The sequence below is a fragment of the Methylovulum miyakonense HT12 genome, assembly GCF_000384075.1.
GTDB lineage: Bacteria > Pseudomonadota > Gammaproteobacteria > Methylococcales > Methylomonadaceae > Methylovulum > Methylovulum miyakonense.
In genome coordinates, this window is sequence record NZ_KB913025.1 from 4,520,111 (window position 1) to 4,537,871 (window position 17,761).

At 54.9% G+C, this 17,761-nt stretch carries 10 protein-coding genes; all 10 read right to left on the minus strand.

Annotation, left to right across the window (positions count from 1 at the left end):
- Positions 1-106 precede the first annotated feature (106 nt).
- The 10 genes from METMI_RS0122045 to aceE all read right to left on the minus strand — a co-directional run bounded on the left by METMI_RS0122045 (position 107) and on the right by aceE (position 17,638).
- Entirely contained in the window at positions 107-1,219 is a 1,113-nt protein-coding gene (locus METMI_RS0122045) for a glycosyltransferase family protein (protein ID WP_019868470.1), read from the minus strand.
- The gene (wecB, locus tag METMI_RS0122050) at positions 1,219-2,319 is read right to left on the minus strand and encodes a non-hydrolyzing UDP-N-acetylglucosamine 2-epimerase (RefSeq protein WP_029151885.1); all 1,101 of its coding nucleotides are present in this window, start codon (positions 2,317-2,319) and stop codon (positions 1,219-1,221) included. Before wecB ends, METMI_RS0122045 begins: the two co-directional genes overlap by 1 nt.
- Before the next feature lie 22 nt (positions 2,320-2,341).
- Positions 2,342-3,589, minus strand: coding sequence for a glycosyltransferase family protein (locus METMI_RS0122055; RefSeq protein ID WP_040572817.1), 1,248 nt, complete (start codon positions 3,587-3,589; stop codon positions 2,342-2,344).
- Entirely contained in the window at positions 3,576-7,388 is a 3,813-nt protein-coding gene (locus METMI_RS25045; protein ID WP_019868473.1) for a glycosyltransferase, read from the minus strand. The genes METMI_RS0122055 and METMI_RS25045 overlap by 14 nt, the downstream gene beginning before the upstream one ends.
- Entirely contained in the window at positions 7,385-9,754 is a 2,370-nt protein-coding gene (locus tag METMI_RS0122065; RefSeq protein ID WP_019868474.1) for a class I SAM-dependent methyltransferase, read from the minus strand. The genes METMI_RS25045 and METMI_RS0122065 overlap by 4 nt, the downstream gene beginning before the upstream one ends.
- A 33-nt stretch (positions 9,755-9,787) precedes the next feature.
- Positions 9,788-11,173: an ABC transporter ATP-binding protein gene (locus METMI_RS0122070; RefSeq protein WP_019868475.1), complete on the minus strand. Its 1,386-nt coding sequence runs from the start codon at positions 11,171-11,173 to the stop codon at positions 9,788-9,790.
- The gene (locus METMI_RS0122075) at positions 11,163-11,981 is read right to left on the minus strand and encodes an ABC transporter permease (protein WP_019868476.1); all 819 of its coding nucleotides are present in this window, start codon (positions 11,979-11,981) and stop codon (positions 11,163-11,165) included. The genes METMI_RS0122070 and METMI_RS0122075 overlap by 11 nt, the downstream gene beginning before the upstream one ends.
- Positions 11,982-12,198: 217 nt before the next feature.
- Positions 12,199-13,614, minus strand: a complete 1,416-nt coding sequence (lpdA, locus tag METMI_RS0122085) for a dihydrolipoyl dehydrogenase (protein WP_019868478.1) — start codon at positions 13,612-13,614, stop codon at positions 12,199-12,201.
- 16 nt (positions 13,615-13,630) lie between these two features.
- Positions 13,631-14,944 carry a dihydrolipoyllysine-residue acetyltransferase gene (gene aceF / locus METMI_RS0122090; protein WP_019868479.1) on the minus strand — a complete coding sequence of 438 codons (1,314 nt, stop codon included), beginning with the start codon at positions 14,942-14,944 and terminating at the stop codon, positions 13,631-13,633.
- 15 nt (positions 14,945-14,959) lie between these two features.
- Positions 14,960-17,638: a pyruvate dehydrogenase (acetyl-transferring), homodimeric type gene (aceE, locus tag METMI_RS0122095; RefSeq protein WP_019868480.1), complete on the minus strand. Its 2,679-nt coding sequence runs from the start codon at positions 17,636-17,638 to the stop codon at positions 14,960-14,962.
- Positions 17,639-17,761: the final 123 nt, after the last annotated feature.

The following is a 17,761-nucleotide window of genomic DNA, read 5'->3' on the forward strand; positions in this document are numbered from 1 at the left end:
TATTAAACAAACCAAACAACCGCCATAGGGCCCGCAATGCCATCTGCCCGTTAAATAAAACGGAAACGGCCCCGTCAGGCGCATTGACACATCCGCAACCCAAGCGTCATACAAGTATTCCGCTGGCATCAAAACGTGTGGCCCAGGAATTTGCCGCCCTGAATGCCGCAATGTCACTTAAGCCACTCCCGTATGAAAGCGCGTCCTTCACCTGGCTAACAAGATCGGCAGCCCCGTCCAAAAAAAACACCCCCGCCTCTTCGCTGCGCCTGGCCATTTCCCCAAAGCGCGTGGAAAGTACGGGCAAGCCCAGGGCCCGATATTCGTAAAACTTAATGGGGTCGACCGAAGCGGTGAGATCGGTGCATTTGAAAGGTATCAGGCCTACCGAAAACTCCTGCATAGCCCTGATCGCCGCGGCATGGTCACAAGCCGCCAACAATTCTACATTACCTGGCAGTGGCGTAGGCGGCGTTGAGTAGACTGGGCCGATCAGGCGGATACAGAAGGCTGGGTTGGCCTGTGCCAAAGCCACCACCAGAGGCCAATCAAACCAATGCCCGATAGTGCCGACATACCCCAGGACAGGCTTGTCCGGCCTGTTGGGCAAGGTGGCTGGCGGAAGCCCGCTGGTTTCGCAGGCGTTAAGGGTAAGGGCCCGTTTGGCGTGGTGACCGGCAAACCGGGACGCTAACAGGGTAGATGAAACCAACAACCGAGAGACCAAGGCAACAATTTTTCGCTCCCGCTCCGCCATTGCCGCCCGCGACCAGCCTTGGTAAAACGCCGGAAAATCATCCATGGCATCGTAAACCGAGGGGATGCCGGGATGCCGCGCCAACACCTGCAAGGCCAATTCGGAGGGTTTGCCTATGCCCAGCCAGCATTCCCCCTGATCAACAAAGGCTTTGACCGCCTGTAAGATACCGTTCCAAAGCCAACGGTTAAGCAACCCGGAACCCGGCAAAGGCTCGATGGGCAAGGGACGCGGGCTTAGGATGGATAGCCACTCAGGGGTGGCTTTTGCCATTACAGGCTGGCTTCCGGCCTGATTCCCCGGCCTTTTCCTTTGCAAATCCGCCAGCATCGGCAAGCGCGTCGGGTAAGGTTCCAGCCAAAGCACCTCGGCACCGGTACGCGCATGGAACCAATTGACAAATTGGTGCGGGCGTTGGGTGAAGCTATGCCAAGGCACCGGGGAGAAATACACCAAGCGCATCAGGCAAAATGTTTCCGCAGCACGCCTATAACCCGTCCGGCGGCCTGGCCATCACCGTAAGGAGAAATCCCCCGCGCCATCGCTTGGTATGCTTCCTTATCATCCAACAACTTTTGCGCTTCCTGCACAATGCGCAAGCAATCAGTCCCAACCAGTTTCACCACGCCCATTTCCACGGCTTCCGGCCTTTCGGTCTCTTCGCGCAGCACCAATACTGGCTTGCCTAAAGCCGGGGCTTCTTCCTGCACGCCGCCAGAATCGCTGATGATGAGGTATGCAAGCTTCATAGCGGCAACAAAAGGCGCGTAATCCAAAGGTTCGCAAAGCAACATATTTTGCTGGCTTGCCAGCATCCGATGGGCGACATCCTTCACGTTCGGGTTAGGGTGCACCGGATATAAAAACTGCACGTCCGGGTTTTGTTTCGCCAGCGTTTGCAAGGCCAAGCAAATATTCTCGAACGGTTCGCCGAAATTCTCACGGCGATGGCAAGTGATTAACACCAGGCGCCGCGTAGGGTCAAGACCAATGCCAACGTCCAGTTCTTTGGCGGCGGTCATCAGCAAGGCATCAATCACGGTATTGCCGGTCACGCTAATGTCACCATCGGCGATGCCTTCGCGGAGCAAATTCTGCCGCGACCCTTCAGTAGGGGCGAAATGCCAACGCGCCAATTTTCCCGCTATCACCCGGTTGGCTTCTTCCGGAAAAGGGTTTTGCATGTCCCACGTCCGCAAGCCCGCCTCGACATGGCCGATGGGGATACGCTGGTAAAAACAGGCCAAAGCCACGGTCATCACTGTCGTGGTGTCGCCTTGGACTAGCACGACATCTGGTTTTTCCGTCGCCAGCACCGTATCCAACTCCAACAGCAGACGTGCGGTCAATGTTGTCAGCGATTGGTTCGGGCGCATGATGTCCAAATCAATATCCGGCCGGATACCGAAAAACCCCAACACTTGATCCAACATCTGGCGGTGCTGCGCCGTGGCCAAAACCCGGACTTCCGCCCAAGGCTCATTTTTTAACCCTAAAATCACTGGAGCCATTTTGATGGCTTCAGGCCGGGTGCCGACAACACTCAAAATACGTTTTTTCATTTTATGTTCCATTTTTATAAAGCTACTGCCGCAACACCTCAAGATAGGCCTCGGCCCGCAAGTCCCAGGTGTTCAGGTTTGCCAATTTAAGGACGGCTTCCCGGTAGCTTGGCGTTTCACCAGCGTGGGCTGCCGCCCTAATCGCCGATATGAGCGTCGGTAAATCCGCACCTGAAAAAACTTCGGCAAACGCCGTGCATTCTTGCATTTCGGCCGTCACGACCACCGGCTTCTCCAAGGCAAAGTATTCATACAGCTTAAGCGGCGAGGTTGACCGGGCAATTGTACCGGGCGAGAAAGGGATAAAACAAACGTCGAACTGGTCGGCGTAAGCGGGCAGGACGTTATAATCAACAGCCCCCATGTACAGGACATTGGGGCTACGGGGCAGTTTGCCGGCACAGCCACCGTAGTCCGGGCCGATATAAACAAAACCAAATTCCGGCATCTGTCCGGCCAATTGCGACATCATGTCGAACCACAACCACGGGGCGACCGCGCCGAAATAGCCGACCAACGTCCGATAGCGCCCACGGAACCCGACAAAACGTTCCGGCAACGCCGCCGCCCTGTCCCGGCCATCACGGAAATGGCCAACGTCAACACCATTGGCAATGTAGGCGACAGCTTTATCCGGTGCCAAGGCGCTGAGTTCCTCATACAACACCCGGGCGCTCGCGACCAGATAATCAGCCTGGCCGGAGCAGGCGGCGGTTTTCAGCGCCAGCAAGCGCTGGACTTCCGCCTGGCTGCCGGAAATCGCGGCGTCAATGTGGTCGATGTATTCGTACACAACCCGGCCGTGTTGACGGTGTCCGGCCATTTGTGCAGGCGAGGAGAGGCTGGCGGTGCTGTAAACACACCAGACCGCCCCTTCTAACGCGGTTATCTCCGGCGTCCCCACCAGCCAAACGTTCGGCGCGATAGCCCGCACCCCGCCAACACCATCGCCAGTTGTCCGATACAGCACGATACAACCCTTACGGCCTAAAGCCATCGCCATGTGCTGCGGACGCTGGAACAGCGTCACCCCCCAATCAATGGTCGGTTCAAACACCAGGACGATTACCGACGGGTCACGGCAATCCAACACTTCCGCACAAAAATCGGCCCAAGCCATGTCCGCACTGGTAGCTGGTGAAAGCGAGGCAAGCCGGGTACGCCATAACCTCACTAACTGGTGCCGGACACCATGAAGGCGTTCCCTAAGCGGCCCCGGAAGCGCCCAAAAAGCCGCTTTAGCCAACTCATAGGGATTAACCCGTGGCACGGCTACGCCCTGTGGCTAGCGATGCAAACTGATTGGTCCAGGCATCAGGGAAATCCTTGCCCTGCACCTCCTTGCCTTGCAGCAAATCCCCGACCAATCTGACATAGCAACGGTAGGCGTTGGCTTTATCAAACGCATCCAGCACCTCAGCCGGCAAATCGGGGCAGCGGCGGCTTCCGTATAGCTTAAGCATGGCCGTCGCCACCCGGCTTTCAAACTCCGGTGTGGAAGCCAGTTGCCAGATGGCGCCCTTAAATTCTGCAATGTCCAGCGGAGGCGGGACGATTTCACAACCGGGCCGGTCTTTGAAATATCCGGCAAAACCAACATCCGTCATGACGCAAGGCAAATTTGCCCTCAACGCCTCCAATTGGTTCAATGGCCCGCCCTCAAAGAAGGCCGTGCTGACAAAAGCGTCCGCCATGGCATAGTACTTTTGCGCCCCCGGCACGGCACCGACATACAATATCCGCCCGTCCAAATGTTGCGCCGCAATCCACTGCCTGATCTCTTCCAGCAAACCTGTTTCATAGGGCGGCCCAAGGATCACCAGCTTGGCCTCAGGCATTTCCCCGGCTATAGCCGAGAAGGCACGGACGGCGGCGATATGGTTTTTCTGATGGTTGATGGCGCCGACGCCCACAAACACGAAGTCATTATCACTTAAACCATGCCGGGTGCGGATTTCCTGCCGCGCCCCGGCTTTGTCGATAGCATCGAAAGCGCGGTTGTCAATGCCATTTGGAATGACCAGGCAACTATTCCCATCAATGCCTAGCCGGCGGATGCTGTAACGCTTGGCATATTCCGAGACTGCGACAAAAATGCTGGTGTAGCGGGCCGCGTTGGCGAATGCCGCCCGCTGTGCGTCATCGAACCACATATAAGTGTTGTGTATGACTTGCACAAAGGGGATGTTCAATTCGTGGCACAATTCGGCACCGTGCAAGGAATAATGCGCAAGCACTAAACGCGGTTTGAGGCTTTTGATGAGCTCCCGATACAGCTTCGGTTCCTCGGAACTGACAATCACCGGAATGCCCTGTGCCCGCGCCCGTTGCACGCTGGCGCCCGCTATGCCAAGCACCAATAGCACGACCTTGTGGCCTGCCGCGATCAGCGTGCCATTCAGGTCGATGACCACATTTTCAAGGCCTCCCGCTTCGAAGTTGTCGACCTGGACCAGCACGTCACACTCAGGTGAAACTAACGCGATGACCTGCGCCAAGACTTCCGCCTCCGTCGTTGCCCGCGGCGAAACGCTGCCAACGGCTCTCCGGGCGGATGCCTTCATGCCCCGCCAGATCGAACGGGCCAGCCAACCTTGGCGCGTATTGGGCGGCAAGAGCTTTTTGATCCGGGCCAACAAAGTGGGCTGCCAACACCCCCCAGCCAGGACGGCGCATATATCCTTGGCGCCTTGCCTGCGCACCTCGCGCATCCGTTCATAGATCGTAAAATTTTGTTTCGCCATCGCCGTGCGCTGTTCTTCGCTCGGCAGATTCCCCCGTAACAGTTCCTCCAAAGCCAAAAACTGCATGCCCATCGCTTTGAAATCGCCAACGTCCTCACAATCAACCACGGGGACGATGCCCATTGCCAGATACTCGACCAACTTGGTCGGACAAGCGACATGGTTGACGATAATGTCTTCACGCAAGATAAAGCCGTAATGGCACTCGGCATAAAGGCTGACCAATTCGTCATGGGCTTTACAATCAACCACCACCTGGGAACGGACCGCTTCGGGCAACATCGCGCGAAAAACTTCAGGTTCCGGACAATAAAAAAGGTGTGTGCAGATTGACGCGGTGCGGCTGATGGCGTCGACCATTTTGGGGACTTGTTGCCATTTTTGCAGGCCGCCCGCATAAACCACCACGGGTTTGCCATCGGCATACGGGCGTGCCGCAAGCGTCGGGTGAATATTCGGGAACATGGGGAAAAGGGTGGTTTGGCCTTTCAATTCATCCCGATATTTCTGCCGCAAATAGTTTTTCATCGCCTCGGTGACCACCACCACCAAATTGCTTTTGCGCACCGCCAAACGTTCTTGGCGTTCATAAAGCAACGCGCTATAAAAATCATTATGGAAACGGAATTCTTCGGGAACCACGCCATGGATGTCGATTATCTTAGTCAGGCCAGGCACATGCATCAGGAGGCCAAACCCGTTGTGGGGCATCCTAAGGACGCTATGGAAATAGATTTTCCGGCACTTGAGCACGGCAAGCAGCACCAAAGCGGCCCCTAACATCCGGCGGCGCGGCCCTCCCCACGTCGTCAACACCAACACCTTGGGTTGCGGCAGATCAAACCAACGGCTACGATGGCCAGGCAACTCGCCGCTTTCCACATATACCCGCCAATATTCCGGGAACAAGCCATCGACAATTTGGATGCGTTGGAAATAACCATCGCTTTGCCGTTCCGGATAAGGGTAGCCACCAAAAAAGACAATGCCGCGCAGCTTAAGCAAAAAAGGCAAGCCCTTTTTCAATAGCCACCATAGCTTGCTCAGCCGGCTATGCCCGGCGGTGGGCGGCAATGCCGATTCCAGGGAAAAATCCTCGGGCCCGTCCTCAGTTTGGAACAGCAAGGCATGCATCGCGAAATTACATTCGACCCGTGCCCGGACACCTTTAGCAATCTGCCCAAGCTGGGCGCATAAATCATCGGCAAGGGATTGGTGGCCGGGGGCATGGCTAAAAACGGCCTCCGTACCCGCAACGATATGCTGCCAGATAGCCATCAAATCGCCGAAACTGCTGGCCAGATCGATTTTGTCGCGTAACTCCGAATCCACCGGCAAATCTGAATCAGCCAACATCTGGCTCAAGTTCCTAAATTCGTACTCAAAATGCCCAAGCACGGCACCCAATTGGGCGACGTAAAGGGCGTTGAACCGTTGCCGCCCGGCGCTGCCACGGCTTTGGGCGCCCGTAAACGCCAGATCCATCAGGTAAGAGATAAAAGGCTTCTCATGCCTTGGCTGCCAAATAATCCCATGTTTTTTCTCAAGGTAATCCCGGTTACGTTGGGCGCTGCTGTTGAAGTAACCATATTGCAGCTTACCGAAAGAAGCCGATCCCCAGTGATGGATAAACACATCGCGGGCCAAATGGATACGGAAACCCAGCTGGCGTGCCCGCAAACAGTAATCATCGTCTTCATAGCCCCCGGGGAAAAAAGTTTCATCGAGCAAGCCAACTTTTTCGATCACCTGTTTGACCAACAGCACACAAAAGAATGTGGCGTCAGCCTCGACCAGATTGCCCGCCCATGCCTCATGCCAATCCTTGGCGAAATGTTGGACATTAGCTAACAGTTTTGGCGGGATGCTTTCAGTTTGCCCATCCAGGCACTGGTCGAATTCAAAGGCGTAATCAATGGGGACGCATTGTTCGCTTTCGGCCTTGTTGGTGACGGCGCTGATGATGTCGCACCGGTGTTGCACCAGGTAATCCAGCCAATGGTCAGTGACCACCACATCGCTGTTGAGCAGGCAGATGCCGGTAATTTCAGGGTCATCCAGGAAATGCCGGATACCGACGTTATTGCCGCCAGAAAAACCGAGGTTCTTGTCCTGTTCCAGATATTCCCAAGGCAAAGCGGCTTCCCTGAGATGCCTTTCGAACGCGGCACGGATTTCTTCACGCTCCAGATCGTCCGACGCATTGTCTATGAGCAAGACCTTGGACGGCGTCTCATTTTTTGCCTCGCGAAGGGACGCAAGCGTTATCCGGACTGCCGTTGATGCATTGTGCGACACAATGACAATGCCTATTTGCTGATTCATTTTCTCTTAACCTGTTCTAATATTCGTCGCCATAACGGTTTATGTTGCCCCGGCAATCGGCCGTGCCCTGTACCGTTTTTAGTTTTTAGTGTTTCCAATTCAATACGGGCCACCTTTATTTCTTCCCTTAAGTGCCTCACCTCTTGGGCAAGCACTTGCGCCTGCCTGTCTTTCTCCCCCACTTCCCGAGCCAAGGCCTGGGCATGGGCATCCAGACGGGTGACTTCACGGGCAAGCTCTTGGGCATTGCTGTATTGATGGGCCACATCACGCGCCAGCTGCTGGTTGGCATAGTCCAAACCCGCTATCCGTCCGTTGAGGGCAATAACCGCAGCCTCCTTGCTTGCCTGTTCTTGGGCCAGCCCCGTCAGTTGCCGTTCAAAAAAACCTGAAGCTTGGGCAAGGAAGGCCTTAGGGCGGCAGTTGTAATGATCTAGCCCTTCAAGCATATAAGCCGCCCTGCTGCCTTTATCCATCAATTGCGCCATCTCCGCGTAACCGAACGGAAGCGGATGCTTGGCGTCGCCGCTAATGTTTAACCAAGATCCGGAACTCAGGCGTTGGCACTCGCTAACCGCACGCAAGAGGGACGACCTGGCCTGTTCAAGGTCGCCAGCGCCAATCGCCAACATGGCCGACCAATGCAGGGCATCCAGGACACGGTTACCCAGCAGGGGGCTGTAGGCCATCACGTCTTTGCCGGCACAGGCTTCATATAAAGACCTCGCCTCGGAAAAATTCCCGTGCAAACGCGCCAGTTCGCCCCCCGCAAACAACAGGGAAACTTGCCAACGTAGCTGGTGTGGCGTCGGGTTAGCTATACGGGCATAGTCCTGTAACCGTCCTATCAGGGCTTCATAGTCTTCCTGCCCGATATAAGGTTGGGCCAATTTCCCATAGACTAGGCCGCATAATGCGGCGCCAAAATCGGCGCTTTCATTGCCCTGCGTAGCGAGGACGGAGTGCTGGAGTTTTTCAAGCACCCGGGCGGATTGGTTGCGGAAACCGATGGCCACCATGCCCTTCACCAGCCATGGGTTGGCATAGTCACGGGCAAAAGCCGAGACATGGAAATCCTCGGATCCGGGCAATTGCCATACCGTCTCGTCATAGGGGACATCGGCGCCTTCAAGCGGATCCTGCATGCACAGGAATAAGGCCCACTCGGCTTCATCCGGTGGATTGGTGTAGGGGTCGACTTCTTGCCAGCGTCTTGGCGAGTGGTGGCACTTCATCGCGCCCCCGGCTATTTGGAGGAAGCTTTTTTCAACCAGGAATTTCCCGCTGCACTCCTCCCTTAAGCGGTCCCACGTATAGACGTGCAGGTGGTGGGGGTTCGGGTCTTTGCCGGTTTCGTCCGCCCAATAATTAGGGGCGCACACCATTACCCGGCCTGAAGGCTTGAGGATACGTTTTAACTCACTCAGATAATCCAGGGGATTCGGGACATGTTCTATCGTTTCAAATGCGGCGATAAAATCGACGCTGTTATCAGCGATAAACGCCAGGTTCTCCGCGTCGCCGGCCCGGAACCCTATATGGCCTGGAATGGCATAATTGGATTCCGCATACGCTATGGCACCGGCACTCAGGTCAACGCCCAACACGGAACGCGCCTGCGAGTTGTGATGGAGGAGATGGCTACCGTAGCCTAGCCCGCAGGCGACATCAAGGACGGTATCGCCAGGCCGGATATACTCGGCCGCCATGACATACCGGATACAGTGCGCATCACTCCGGCGACCGGTTTCGCGCAACATATCCCTATGCAAAAGATGCTCGCTTTCCAATGCCGGATCCAAAAAACTGGCCTCAGGTATTTTTTCCAGCAGGATGGACAGTTGCGGCGGTTCGCCATTTAGGGATTCGTAAGGGTTTGCCTGGTAATAGGCGGGATGCTTCCGGAACCTTGCCGCAAAACAGCGATCTTCCCACCAAGCCCGGCCTTCAACAATCAGGCGGCCCTGCCCGTCCGGTTCTGATGTGGTCGCGATTTGCAGGAAAACGAACTGTGAGCTGACACGGTACATCTCGCTAAGGGCGGAATTGACATCCATAGGCCCAAGGCGCTCCAGACAACCGGCGGCCACCAACGTTTGAAATTGCCCGTCAGCATAAGGCAACGCAAGCACCGTACCTGACCGGAAACGCCCAGGCCATTTGAGGTTGCTACGGGCCACCAAGGCTTCCGAGCCATCAACCCCGGAAGCGTCAACACCATATCTAAGCAGCCCCCCAACCAAGTGGCCTTCACCGCTGCCAATAACGAGCGTGGCGCCTATCCCGCAAGTTTGGGCGACTAGTCTTGCCACGGCGGCTATATCACCGGAGCCGCCGGTCTGGCCAGACTGTGTTTCAACGCCCATGGTATGTGACCGGATGATTCACTGGCTGCCTTTTCATTGCCCCGCCCACTTGGCTGTCATCTGCAAGTCCGTGCTGCCACCAAAAAAATATTCTTTCTGGCGCATGAGCACCTGGAAAAAAGCGGCCTCATCCACCCAATGGAGCATCCGTTGCTCCGTGTAATCGGGCTTGCCTTCATAGGATAGGGAGGCCTGAATTTCATACAGGTTGACCCCCAAGATGGAGGCAAACTCGAACCACACGCTAAATTTTTCGCCCGCCCGGATGTGCCTCCCCCAATAAAGCGGCCCTTGTTGCAAACCTGCAAGCACTTGCATGTCCTGATTCAAGGTCCCCCACGAGTAAACCTTGATCCCTTCGCGGCTGCGGATACGGATGGCGACATTGATCTTGTCGGTGTCAATCCCGGAAAGGCTTTCCACGCAAATGCGGACCGTGTCACCGGGATAGAATACCGCGCACGGGTTGCCTTCCTGGTCGAAAGTACCGACGCTGGTAATCTCCATCCCGCCGTCACCAAAGGACATCGAATCTGAACGCCCAAGCACTTCACCGACATTGTCGGCGCTATTGTTTTTGCCAATAACCGCGGCCGCGCCTTGTTTTTTCTTTTCCTCAATATTGCCCGCGATCGCGCTGAAATAAGCGGATTCCTCTTCGTGCAATAACTTACGGTAGGCAAGGATCGCCTCTGACGACGGGCCACAAAAAACTGGTTTCCCGCGATGCAATAAAATCGAGCGGTGGGTCAGGGTCCGGACAGATTCCTGGTCATGCGAGACGAACATCAATGTCACGCCATCGGCCAACAGGCGCTCGATCCGTTCATAACAGCGTTTCTGGAATAAGGCGTCCCCTACGGCAAGCGCCTCATCGACGATAAGGATATCCGGCTCGACCTGGACTTGGACTGCGAAAGCCAGCCTCACCAACATGCCGCTCGAATAGGTTTTCACCGGCTGTTCCAGATATTCGCCAATATCGGCAAAAGCGGCAATGGCGTCAAAGCGTTGCTCTATTTCCGCTTGGGACATACCCAGCAACATGCCGTTGAGGAACACGTTTTCGCGGCCGGTATAATCAGGGTTAAACCCTGAACCCAGTTCCAATAAGGCGGCAATCCGCCCTTGGGTAAAAATGGTCCCGGTTGTGGGGGCTAAAGTGCCCGTCACCAGTTGCAACAAGGTGCTTTTGCCGCTGCCGTTGCGCCCGACCACGCCAAACGACTCGCCGCGCTTGATTTCGAATGAAATGTCCCGCAACGCCCAATATTCCTTGAAGTAGTCCTTGCCCGTAGAACCCAAAACATTGCGGATAGGCGGAATGATAAACTGCTTTAGCCTATTCCTCGGACTGTCATAAACTTCGTACCTTTTGCCCAAGTTTTCAACACGGACGGCTATTTCGTTAGAGGACATCTGCAAAGCCTTTACGAGTTTTCTGGAACCACGCGAACCCTAACCAAGCGACCAAGAGCGAGACCAGCATATAAACAGACCAAGCCAGCCAATCCATACCCTTACCCCAGATCATCACGTCGCGGGCCCACTCAACCACTAGCGTCAGCGGGCTGAATTGCATTAATGGCCGATAGGATGCCGGAAGCGATTCGATAGGATAAAAAATGGGGGACAAAAACATGAGCGCGGAGGTCATTACGCCAATAACTTGGGTAATGTCGCGCATATACACCCCAAGCGACACCAGGAACCAACTGAACCCTAAAGTCAGCAAGACTAGCGGCAGCAAAGCCAGCGGGAACAGCACGATAGTGGCGGGCGGTATGCCAAATAAGACAAGATGGAAAAGTAACCACACCGTAAAGCTGACTAGCATGTGAAATGTGGCGGAACCTAATGCGACCATCGGCAATATTTCCAACGGGAACACGACTTTTTTTACGTAATTGATATTACCAAGCACTAGGCTGGGCGCACGGTTAATGCATTCTGCAAATAAATTAAACGTCATCAGACCGACAAAAAGCACTAGGGCAAACTCCGCCTTCGAACTCGAACCGCCCGGCCATCGCGCCTTTAAGACCACGCTAAGGAAGAAGGTGTACACCAACAACATGAAGAAAGGGGTGAAGAAAGACCAGAGCATGCCTAGGAATGTGCCTTTATAGCGTCCGGTCACTTCCCGGACGACAAGCGCCTTGATTAAGCCCCGGTTGCGCCAAAAGCCGCCCACCATCGCTTTCGGTGAAATTGAAAAACGCTGCATCAGGCGGATGCCCCCGCTTGATGCGATAAGACGGCTTGGGGGGCTGTTGTTAAAATCAAAGTATAACGGGCGGCTTGCCAGTTGTTTTCGTGCATTGGGATGGGTCCATATTGTACGTCGCCGGCATTCAAGCCGCCAGCTGCTGCTTTTTTAAGCAAAATATTCCAAGTTTATTAAGGGCATTGCTGGTAAAAACCGCAACCCATAAACAGACATATCATTTCTTTATATAGAGGTCAGTGATCGTGCCGGTGACCATTTCCGCCGCAAACGCAAACGTTTCAGATAAAGTCGGATGCGGATGGATGGTTAGGCTGATGTCTTCCGCGTCGGCCCCCATTTCCAGAGCCAACACCGCTTCGGCAATCAACTCGCCCGCATTCGGGCCGACCATGCCCGCGCCCAGAATCCTGCCGGTTTCCTTATCGCATAGGATCTTGGTGATGCCTTCTTTACGGCCCATGCTCAAAGAGCGGCCACTGGCGGCCCATGGGAAGGCGGCTTTGTCGTAGGCTATACCTTGTTGTTTGGCCTGGCTTTCGGTCAAGCCCATCCAAGCAATTTCAGGGTCGGTGTAAGCGACGGACGGGATGGTCAGCGCATCGAACCCGGCTTTGTGCCCGGCGATGACTTCGGCGGCGATTTTGCCTTCATGCACGGCCTTATGCGCCAGCATCGGGTTACCGACAATATCGCCAATGGCGAAAATATGCGGGACATTGGTGCGTTGTTGTTTATCCACGGGGATAAAGCCTTGTTCGTTGACGTTGACACCCGCCTGTTCGGCGGCGACCAGCTTGCCGTTCGGGCGGCGGCCTACGGCCACCAGCACGGCATCAAACAGTCCCGATTCCGGTGCGCCTTTGCCTTCGAAAGACACTTTCAAGCCATCGTCTTGCGCTTCAATCGCCGTGACGCGGGTTTCCAGCCAGATGTCTTGGTATTGTTTTTTGATGCGGCGGAACAGCGGCGTGATCAAATCTTTATCGCAACCCGGAATGATTTGGTCCATCAACTCAACCACACTGATTTCCGAGCCAAAGGCATGGTAAACCGTCGCCATTTCCAGGCCGATGATACCGCCACCGACAATTAGCAATTTTTTGGGGATTTGGCTCAAAGCCAACGCATCGGTGGAATCCCATAAACGCGGGTCATCATGCGGGAAAGCAGGAATTTTGGTCGGTTGGGATCCGGCGGCGATAATCGCATTTTGGAAGTTGACCACAGTGGCTCCCGCTTCGCCTTGCACCGACAAAGAGTTGGCTGACGTGAATTGCCCTATGCCATGGACTACGGTGACTTTGCGTTGTTTGGCAAGGGCTGACAGGCCGCCATTTAACGTTTTGGTCACGCTTTCTTTCCAAGCGCGGATTTTGTCCAAATCCAGCTCCGGCTTGTTGAAGCTAATGCCATGTTCCGCCATTTCCTCGGCTTCGTGGATAACCAAGGCGGTATGCAGCAAGGCCTTGGACGGGATACAGCCGACATTCAGACAAACGCCGCCCAACACAGGCTCGCGCTCGACCAGCACCACTTGTTTGCCTAAGTCCGCCGCACGGAACGCGGCACTGTAACCACCGGGGCCGCCGCCCAATACTAAAACTTCTGCGTTCAGAACTGTTTCACTCATGTCTAATTCTCTTAAATTAAAGTAACAAACGGCGGATATCGCTGAGGTTTTGCCTGATGGCCGCCATAAACCGCGCGCCTTCGGCACCATCTATCACACGGTGGTCATAAGTCAGGTCTAGCGGCAACATCAGCCGTGGCACAAATTCCTTGCCGTTCCAGACGGGCTGCATTTTGGCGCGGGTCACGCCTAAAATAGCGACTTCCGGCGCGTTGACTATCGGTGTGAACGCCGTCCCGCCAATGCCGCCTAAGCTGGAAATGGTGATGCAACCGCCTTGCATGTCGGCAGGCATCAACTTACCTAGCCTCGCTTTCGCACTTTTTTCCGCCAGTTCAGCCGCCAATTGGCTGATGCTTTTGGTGTCGACATCACGCAAAACCGGGACGACCAGGCCATTCGGGGTATCGACGGCGATGCCGATATTGAAGTATTTTTTCAGGATCAAGCTTTCGCCATCACTGGACAACGAAGCGTTAAAGCTAGGGAATTGGCGCATTCCCGCAACCAAGGCTTTGATGATGAACATCAGCCCGGTGACCTTGACCTCGTCCTTGCCTTTTTCGGCGTTCAGCGCATTACGGAAGGCTTCCATGTCAGTAATGTCGGCTTCGTCATGATAGGTGACCATGGGCAAATTCAACCAGACCCGGGTCAGGTTTTGGCCAGTCAGGCGTTTGATTTTGCTCAGCTTCTGGACTTCGGTTTCGCCGAACACGGAAAAATCCACGGCGGGTATCGAAGGGATACCGGCAACTGTGGCGGGCGCGCCTTCCGCCATGACTTTTTTGACGAAATTTTTCACATCATCTTTCAGTATCCGGCCTTTGCGTCCGCTACCCGCTGATACTTTACTGATGTCCACGCCCAATTCACGGGCGAATAGGCGCACCGAAGGTGAGGCGTGGGCTTTCACACCCGTACTCGCCGCCACTGGCTCGGCGGCGGCCGTTACGGCTTTGGCGGCAGATGCTGCTGGAGCCTCAACCACAGGAGCCTTAGGCGCAGTGTCAACAGGTGGCGCGGCAACCAGTGCCGGCGCTGCGGGTTTGTCCGCGTCCCCCTGCCCTGCATCGGCCACAATCACGGTGGCGATCAATGCGCCTTCGGAGACTTTATCCCCCGCTTTGATAAACACTTCTTTTACCGTGCCTGCGGCGCTGGACGGCAGTTCCATGGACGCCTTATCCGTTTCCAACGTGGCGACCGTTTGTTCGATTTCAATGACATCGCCGACTTTAATCAGCACTTCAACGACATCAATGGACGGCACGTTACCGACGTCGGGAACCTTAATTTCACACAACCCAGATTTATTATTATCGGTCATCTTCTTATCCTTGGATTAGATTAGCCATGGTGCTTTGACATCCGCCGACAGGCCATATTTGGCAATCGCCACTTCGACCTTGGCCAGGTCGAACTGGCCCATGTCCGCCAAACCCTTCAACGCGGCGACGGCCACATGGTAACGGTCCACTTCGAAAAAGCGGCGCAGGTTCTCGCGGGTGTCGGAACGGCCAAAACCATCCGTACCCAAAACGGTGTAAGGCGCCTTAACCAAGCTGCGGATTTGTTCGGCAAACGCACGGGTATAATCGGTGGCGGCGATGACGGGGCCGACGGCATTCGCCAGGCAATGTGCGACATGTGATTGTTTGGGCGGTTCGGTGGGATGCAAACGGTTCCAACGTTCACAAAAGTTCCCGTCACGCGCCAATTCGGTGAAACTTGGGCAGCTCCACAAATCCGCTTCCACACCCCAATCATCCCGTAACAGCCCGGCGGCAAATTCGACTTCACGGAAAATGCTGCCGGAACCCAACAATTGCACACGCGGGGCTTGGCTTTGGGCGCCTTGGCGGAAGCTGTACATGCCTTTAAGGATGTTTTGCTCCTCCCCTTTTGGCAACGCAGGATGTTCGTAGTTTTCATTCATCACCGTGATGTAATAGAACACGTCTTCCTGTTCGACATACATGCGGCGTAAGCCGTCTTGGATGATGATTGCCAATTCATAGGAATAGGTCGGGTCGTAAGACACGCAATTCGGCACGGTCGCCGCTATCAAATGGCTATGGCCGTCTTCATGCTGCAAGCCTTCCCCGTTCAGCGTCGTGCGGCCTGCCGTGCCGCCCATCAGGAACCCCCGGGTACGTTGGTCGGCCGCCGCCCAAATCAAATCGCCGACACGTTGGAAGCCGAACATCGAGTAATAAATGAAGAACGGGATCATCGGCACATTGTTGGTGGAATAAGACGTGCCCGCCGCAATCCAGTCACACAAGCCGCCCGCTTCGTTAATGCCTTCCTGCAGGATTTGCCCATGTTTGTCTTCTTTATAAAACATCAGCTCTTTGGCGTCTTGCGGGGTATATAACTGCCCGACTTGCGACCAAATCCCCAATTGCCGGAACATGCCTTCCATGCCAAACGTCCGCGATTCATCAGGCACGATAGGCACAATGCGTTTGCCGATATTCTTATCTTTCGTGAGGATATTGATCAGGCGCACAAACGCCATTGTGGTGGAAATTTCCCGGCCTTCGCCACTGGCTTCCAACAATGGCTTGAAATCGCTCAATACCGGCACATCTAAACTATAGGATTTGCTGCGGCGCGAAGGCAGATGGCCGCCAAGCTCGGCGCGGCGTTTACGCATGTATTCAAGTTCTTTGGAACCTTCCGGGAAGGTCAAATAAGGCAGCTCATGCAATTCGTCATCAGTCACGGGCAATTCGTAACGGTCACGGAAATGCGTGAGCGAGCTGGGGCTCATTTTTTTCTGTTGGTGGGTGATATTTTGCGCCTGGCCTGACTCGCCCATCCCGTAACCTTTAATGGTTTTCGCCAAGATCACGGTCGGTTGGCCTTTATGGTTGACGGCGGCGTGGAATGCGGCATAGACCTTGGCGGGATCATGGCCGCCCCGGTTCAGTTCCCAGATATCGCGGTCAGACCAGTCGGCAACCATGGCCCTCAGCTCAGGGCTATTGAAGAAGTATTCGCGGACATAACCGCCGTCCTTCGCCTTAAAGGTTTGGAAATCGCCGTCCACGCATTCCATCATGCGCTTGATCAGCAAGCCTTGTTGGTCACGCGCCAGCAGGATATCCCAACGCCCGCCCCAAACCACTTTAATGACATTCCAGCCCGCGCCACGGAACTCGCTTTCCAATTCTTGGATGATTTTGCCGTTGCCGCGCACCGGGCCGTCCAGGCGCTGCAAATTGCAATTGACCACGAAAATCAAGTTGTCCAATTTTTCACGGCCTGCCATGCCTATCGCACCCAAGGATTCCGGCTCATCCGTCTCGCCGTCACCCAAGAAGCTCCAGACCTTACGGTTGGCCGTATCGGCAAAACCACGGTCTTGCAAATAACGCATGAACCGCGCTTGGTAAATCGCCATAATCGGCCCCAGACCCATGGACACGGTCGGGAATTGCCAAAAATCCTGCATCAGCCACGGATGGGGATATGAAGACAGGCCGTTGCCGTTGACTTCCTGGCGGAAATTGTCCATTTGTTCTTGGGAAAAGCGCCCCATCAAGAATGCCCGCGCATAATCGCCTGGGGTCAAATGGCCTTGGGTATAAATCAAATCACCGCCATGCTGTTCGGAAGCGGCGTGCCAAAAATGGTTGTAACCCACATCATAAAGCGTTGCGGCTGAAGCAAAACTGGCGATATGCCCGCCGACATTGGTGTGCTTGTTCGCACGCAACACCATCATCATGGCATTCCAGCGCACATAAGAACGGATCCGTTGCTCTATGGTGGCGTCCCCTGGGAACTGTGCCTGCCTCTCAACGGGGATAGTGTTGAGATAAGCGGTGTTCGCACTAAAAGGGATGTCAAATCCTGAATGCCGGGTGACTGCGACCAATTGCTCAATCAGAAAGTGCGCACGTTCACTGCCATCCTGTTCCAGCACGGCTTGCAATGCTTCAATCCACTCCCGCGTTTCTGCCGGATCAATATCATTCTGGCCGGTAATTTCTGAAATTAGAGTACTCTTCATGGGTTAATCCTGTTGGGTTTGATCCTGTGGGGTTGATCGTGTAGCGAAGTGGTATGGCTTAACTGCGGTTAAAAACGATGGCATACATTGGGGGGAAGTTAAGGGGTCAAAACCATCAAATAC

Excerpts from the sequence above, each read along its gene's own strand:
- aceE (WP_019868480.1), bottom strand. The coding sequence starts at position 17,638 with ATGAAGAGTACTCTAATTTCAGAAATTACCGGCCAGAATGATATTGAT.
- METMI_RS0122070 (WP_019868475.1), bottom strand. The coding sequence starts at position 11,173 with ATGTCCTCTAACGAAATAGCCGTCCGTGTTGAAAACTTGGGCAAAAGG.
- METMI_RS0122045 (WP_019868470.1), bottom strand. The coding sequence starts at position 1,219 with ATGCGCTTGGTGTATTTCTCCCCGGTGCCTTGGCATAGCTTCACCCAA.
- METMI_RS25045 (WP_019868473.1), bottom strand. The coding sequence starts at position 7,388 with ATGAATCAGCAAATAGGCATTGTCATTGTGTCGCACAATGCATCAACG.
- wecB (WP_029151885.1), bottom strand. The coding sequence starts at position 2,319 with ATGAAAAAACGTATTTTGAGTGTTGTCGGCACCCGGCCTGAAGCCATC.
- METMI_RS0122065 (WP_019868474.1), bottom strand. The coding sequence starts at position 9,754 with ATGGGCGTTGAAACACAGTCTGGCCAGACCGGCGGCTCCGGTGATATA.
- METMI_RS0122075 (WP_019868476.1), bottom strand. The coding sequence starts at position 11,981 with ATGCAGCGTTTTTCAATTTCACCGAAAGCGATGGTGGGCGGCTTTTGG.
- lpdA (WP_019868478.1), bottom strand. The coding sequence starts at position 13,614 with ATGAGTGAAACAGTTCTGAACGCAGAAGTTTTAGTATTGGGCGGCGGC.
- aceF (WP_019868479.1), bottom strand. The coding sequence starts at position 14,944 with ATGACCGATAATAATAAATCTGGGTTGTGTGAAATTAAGGTTCCCGAC.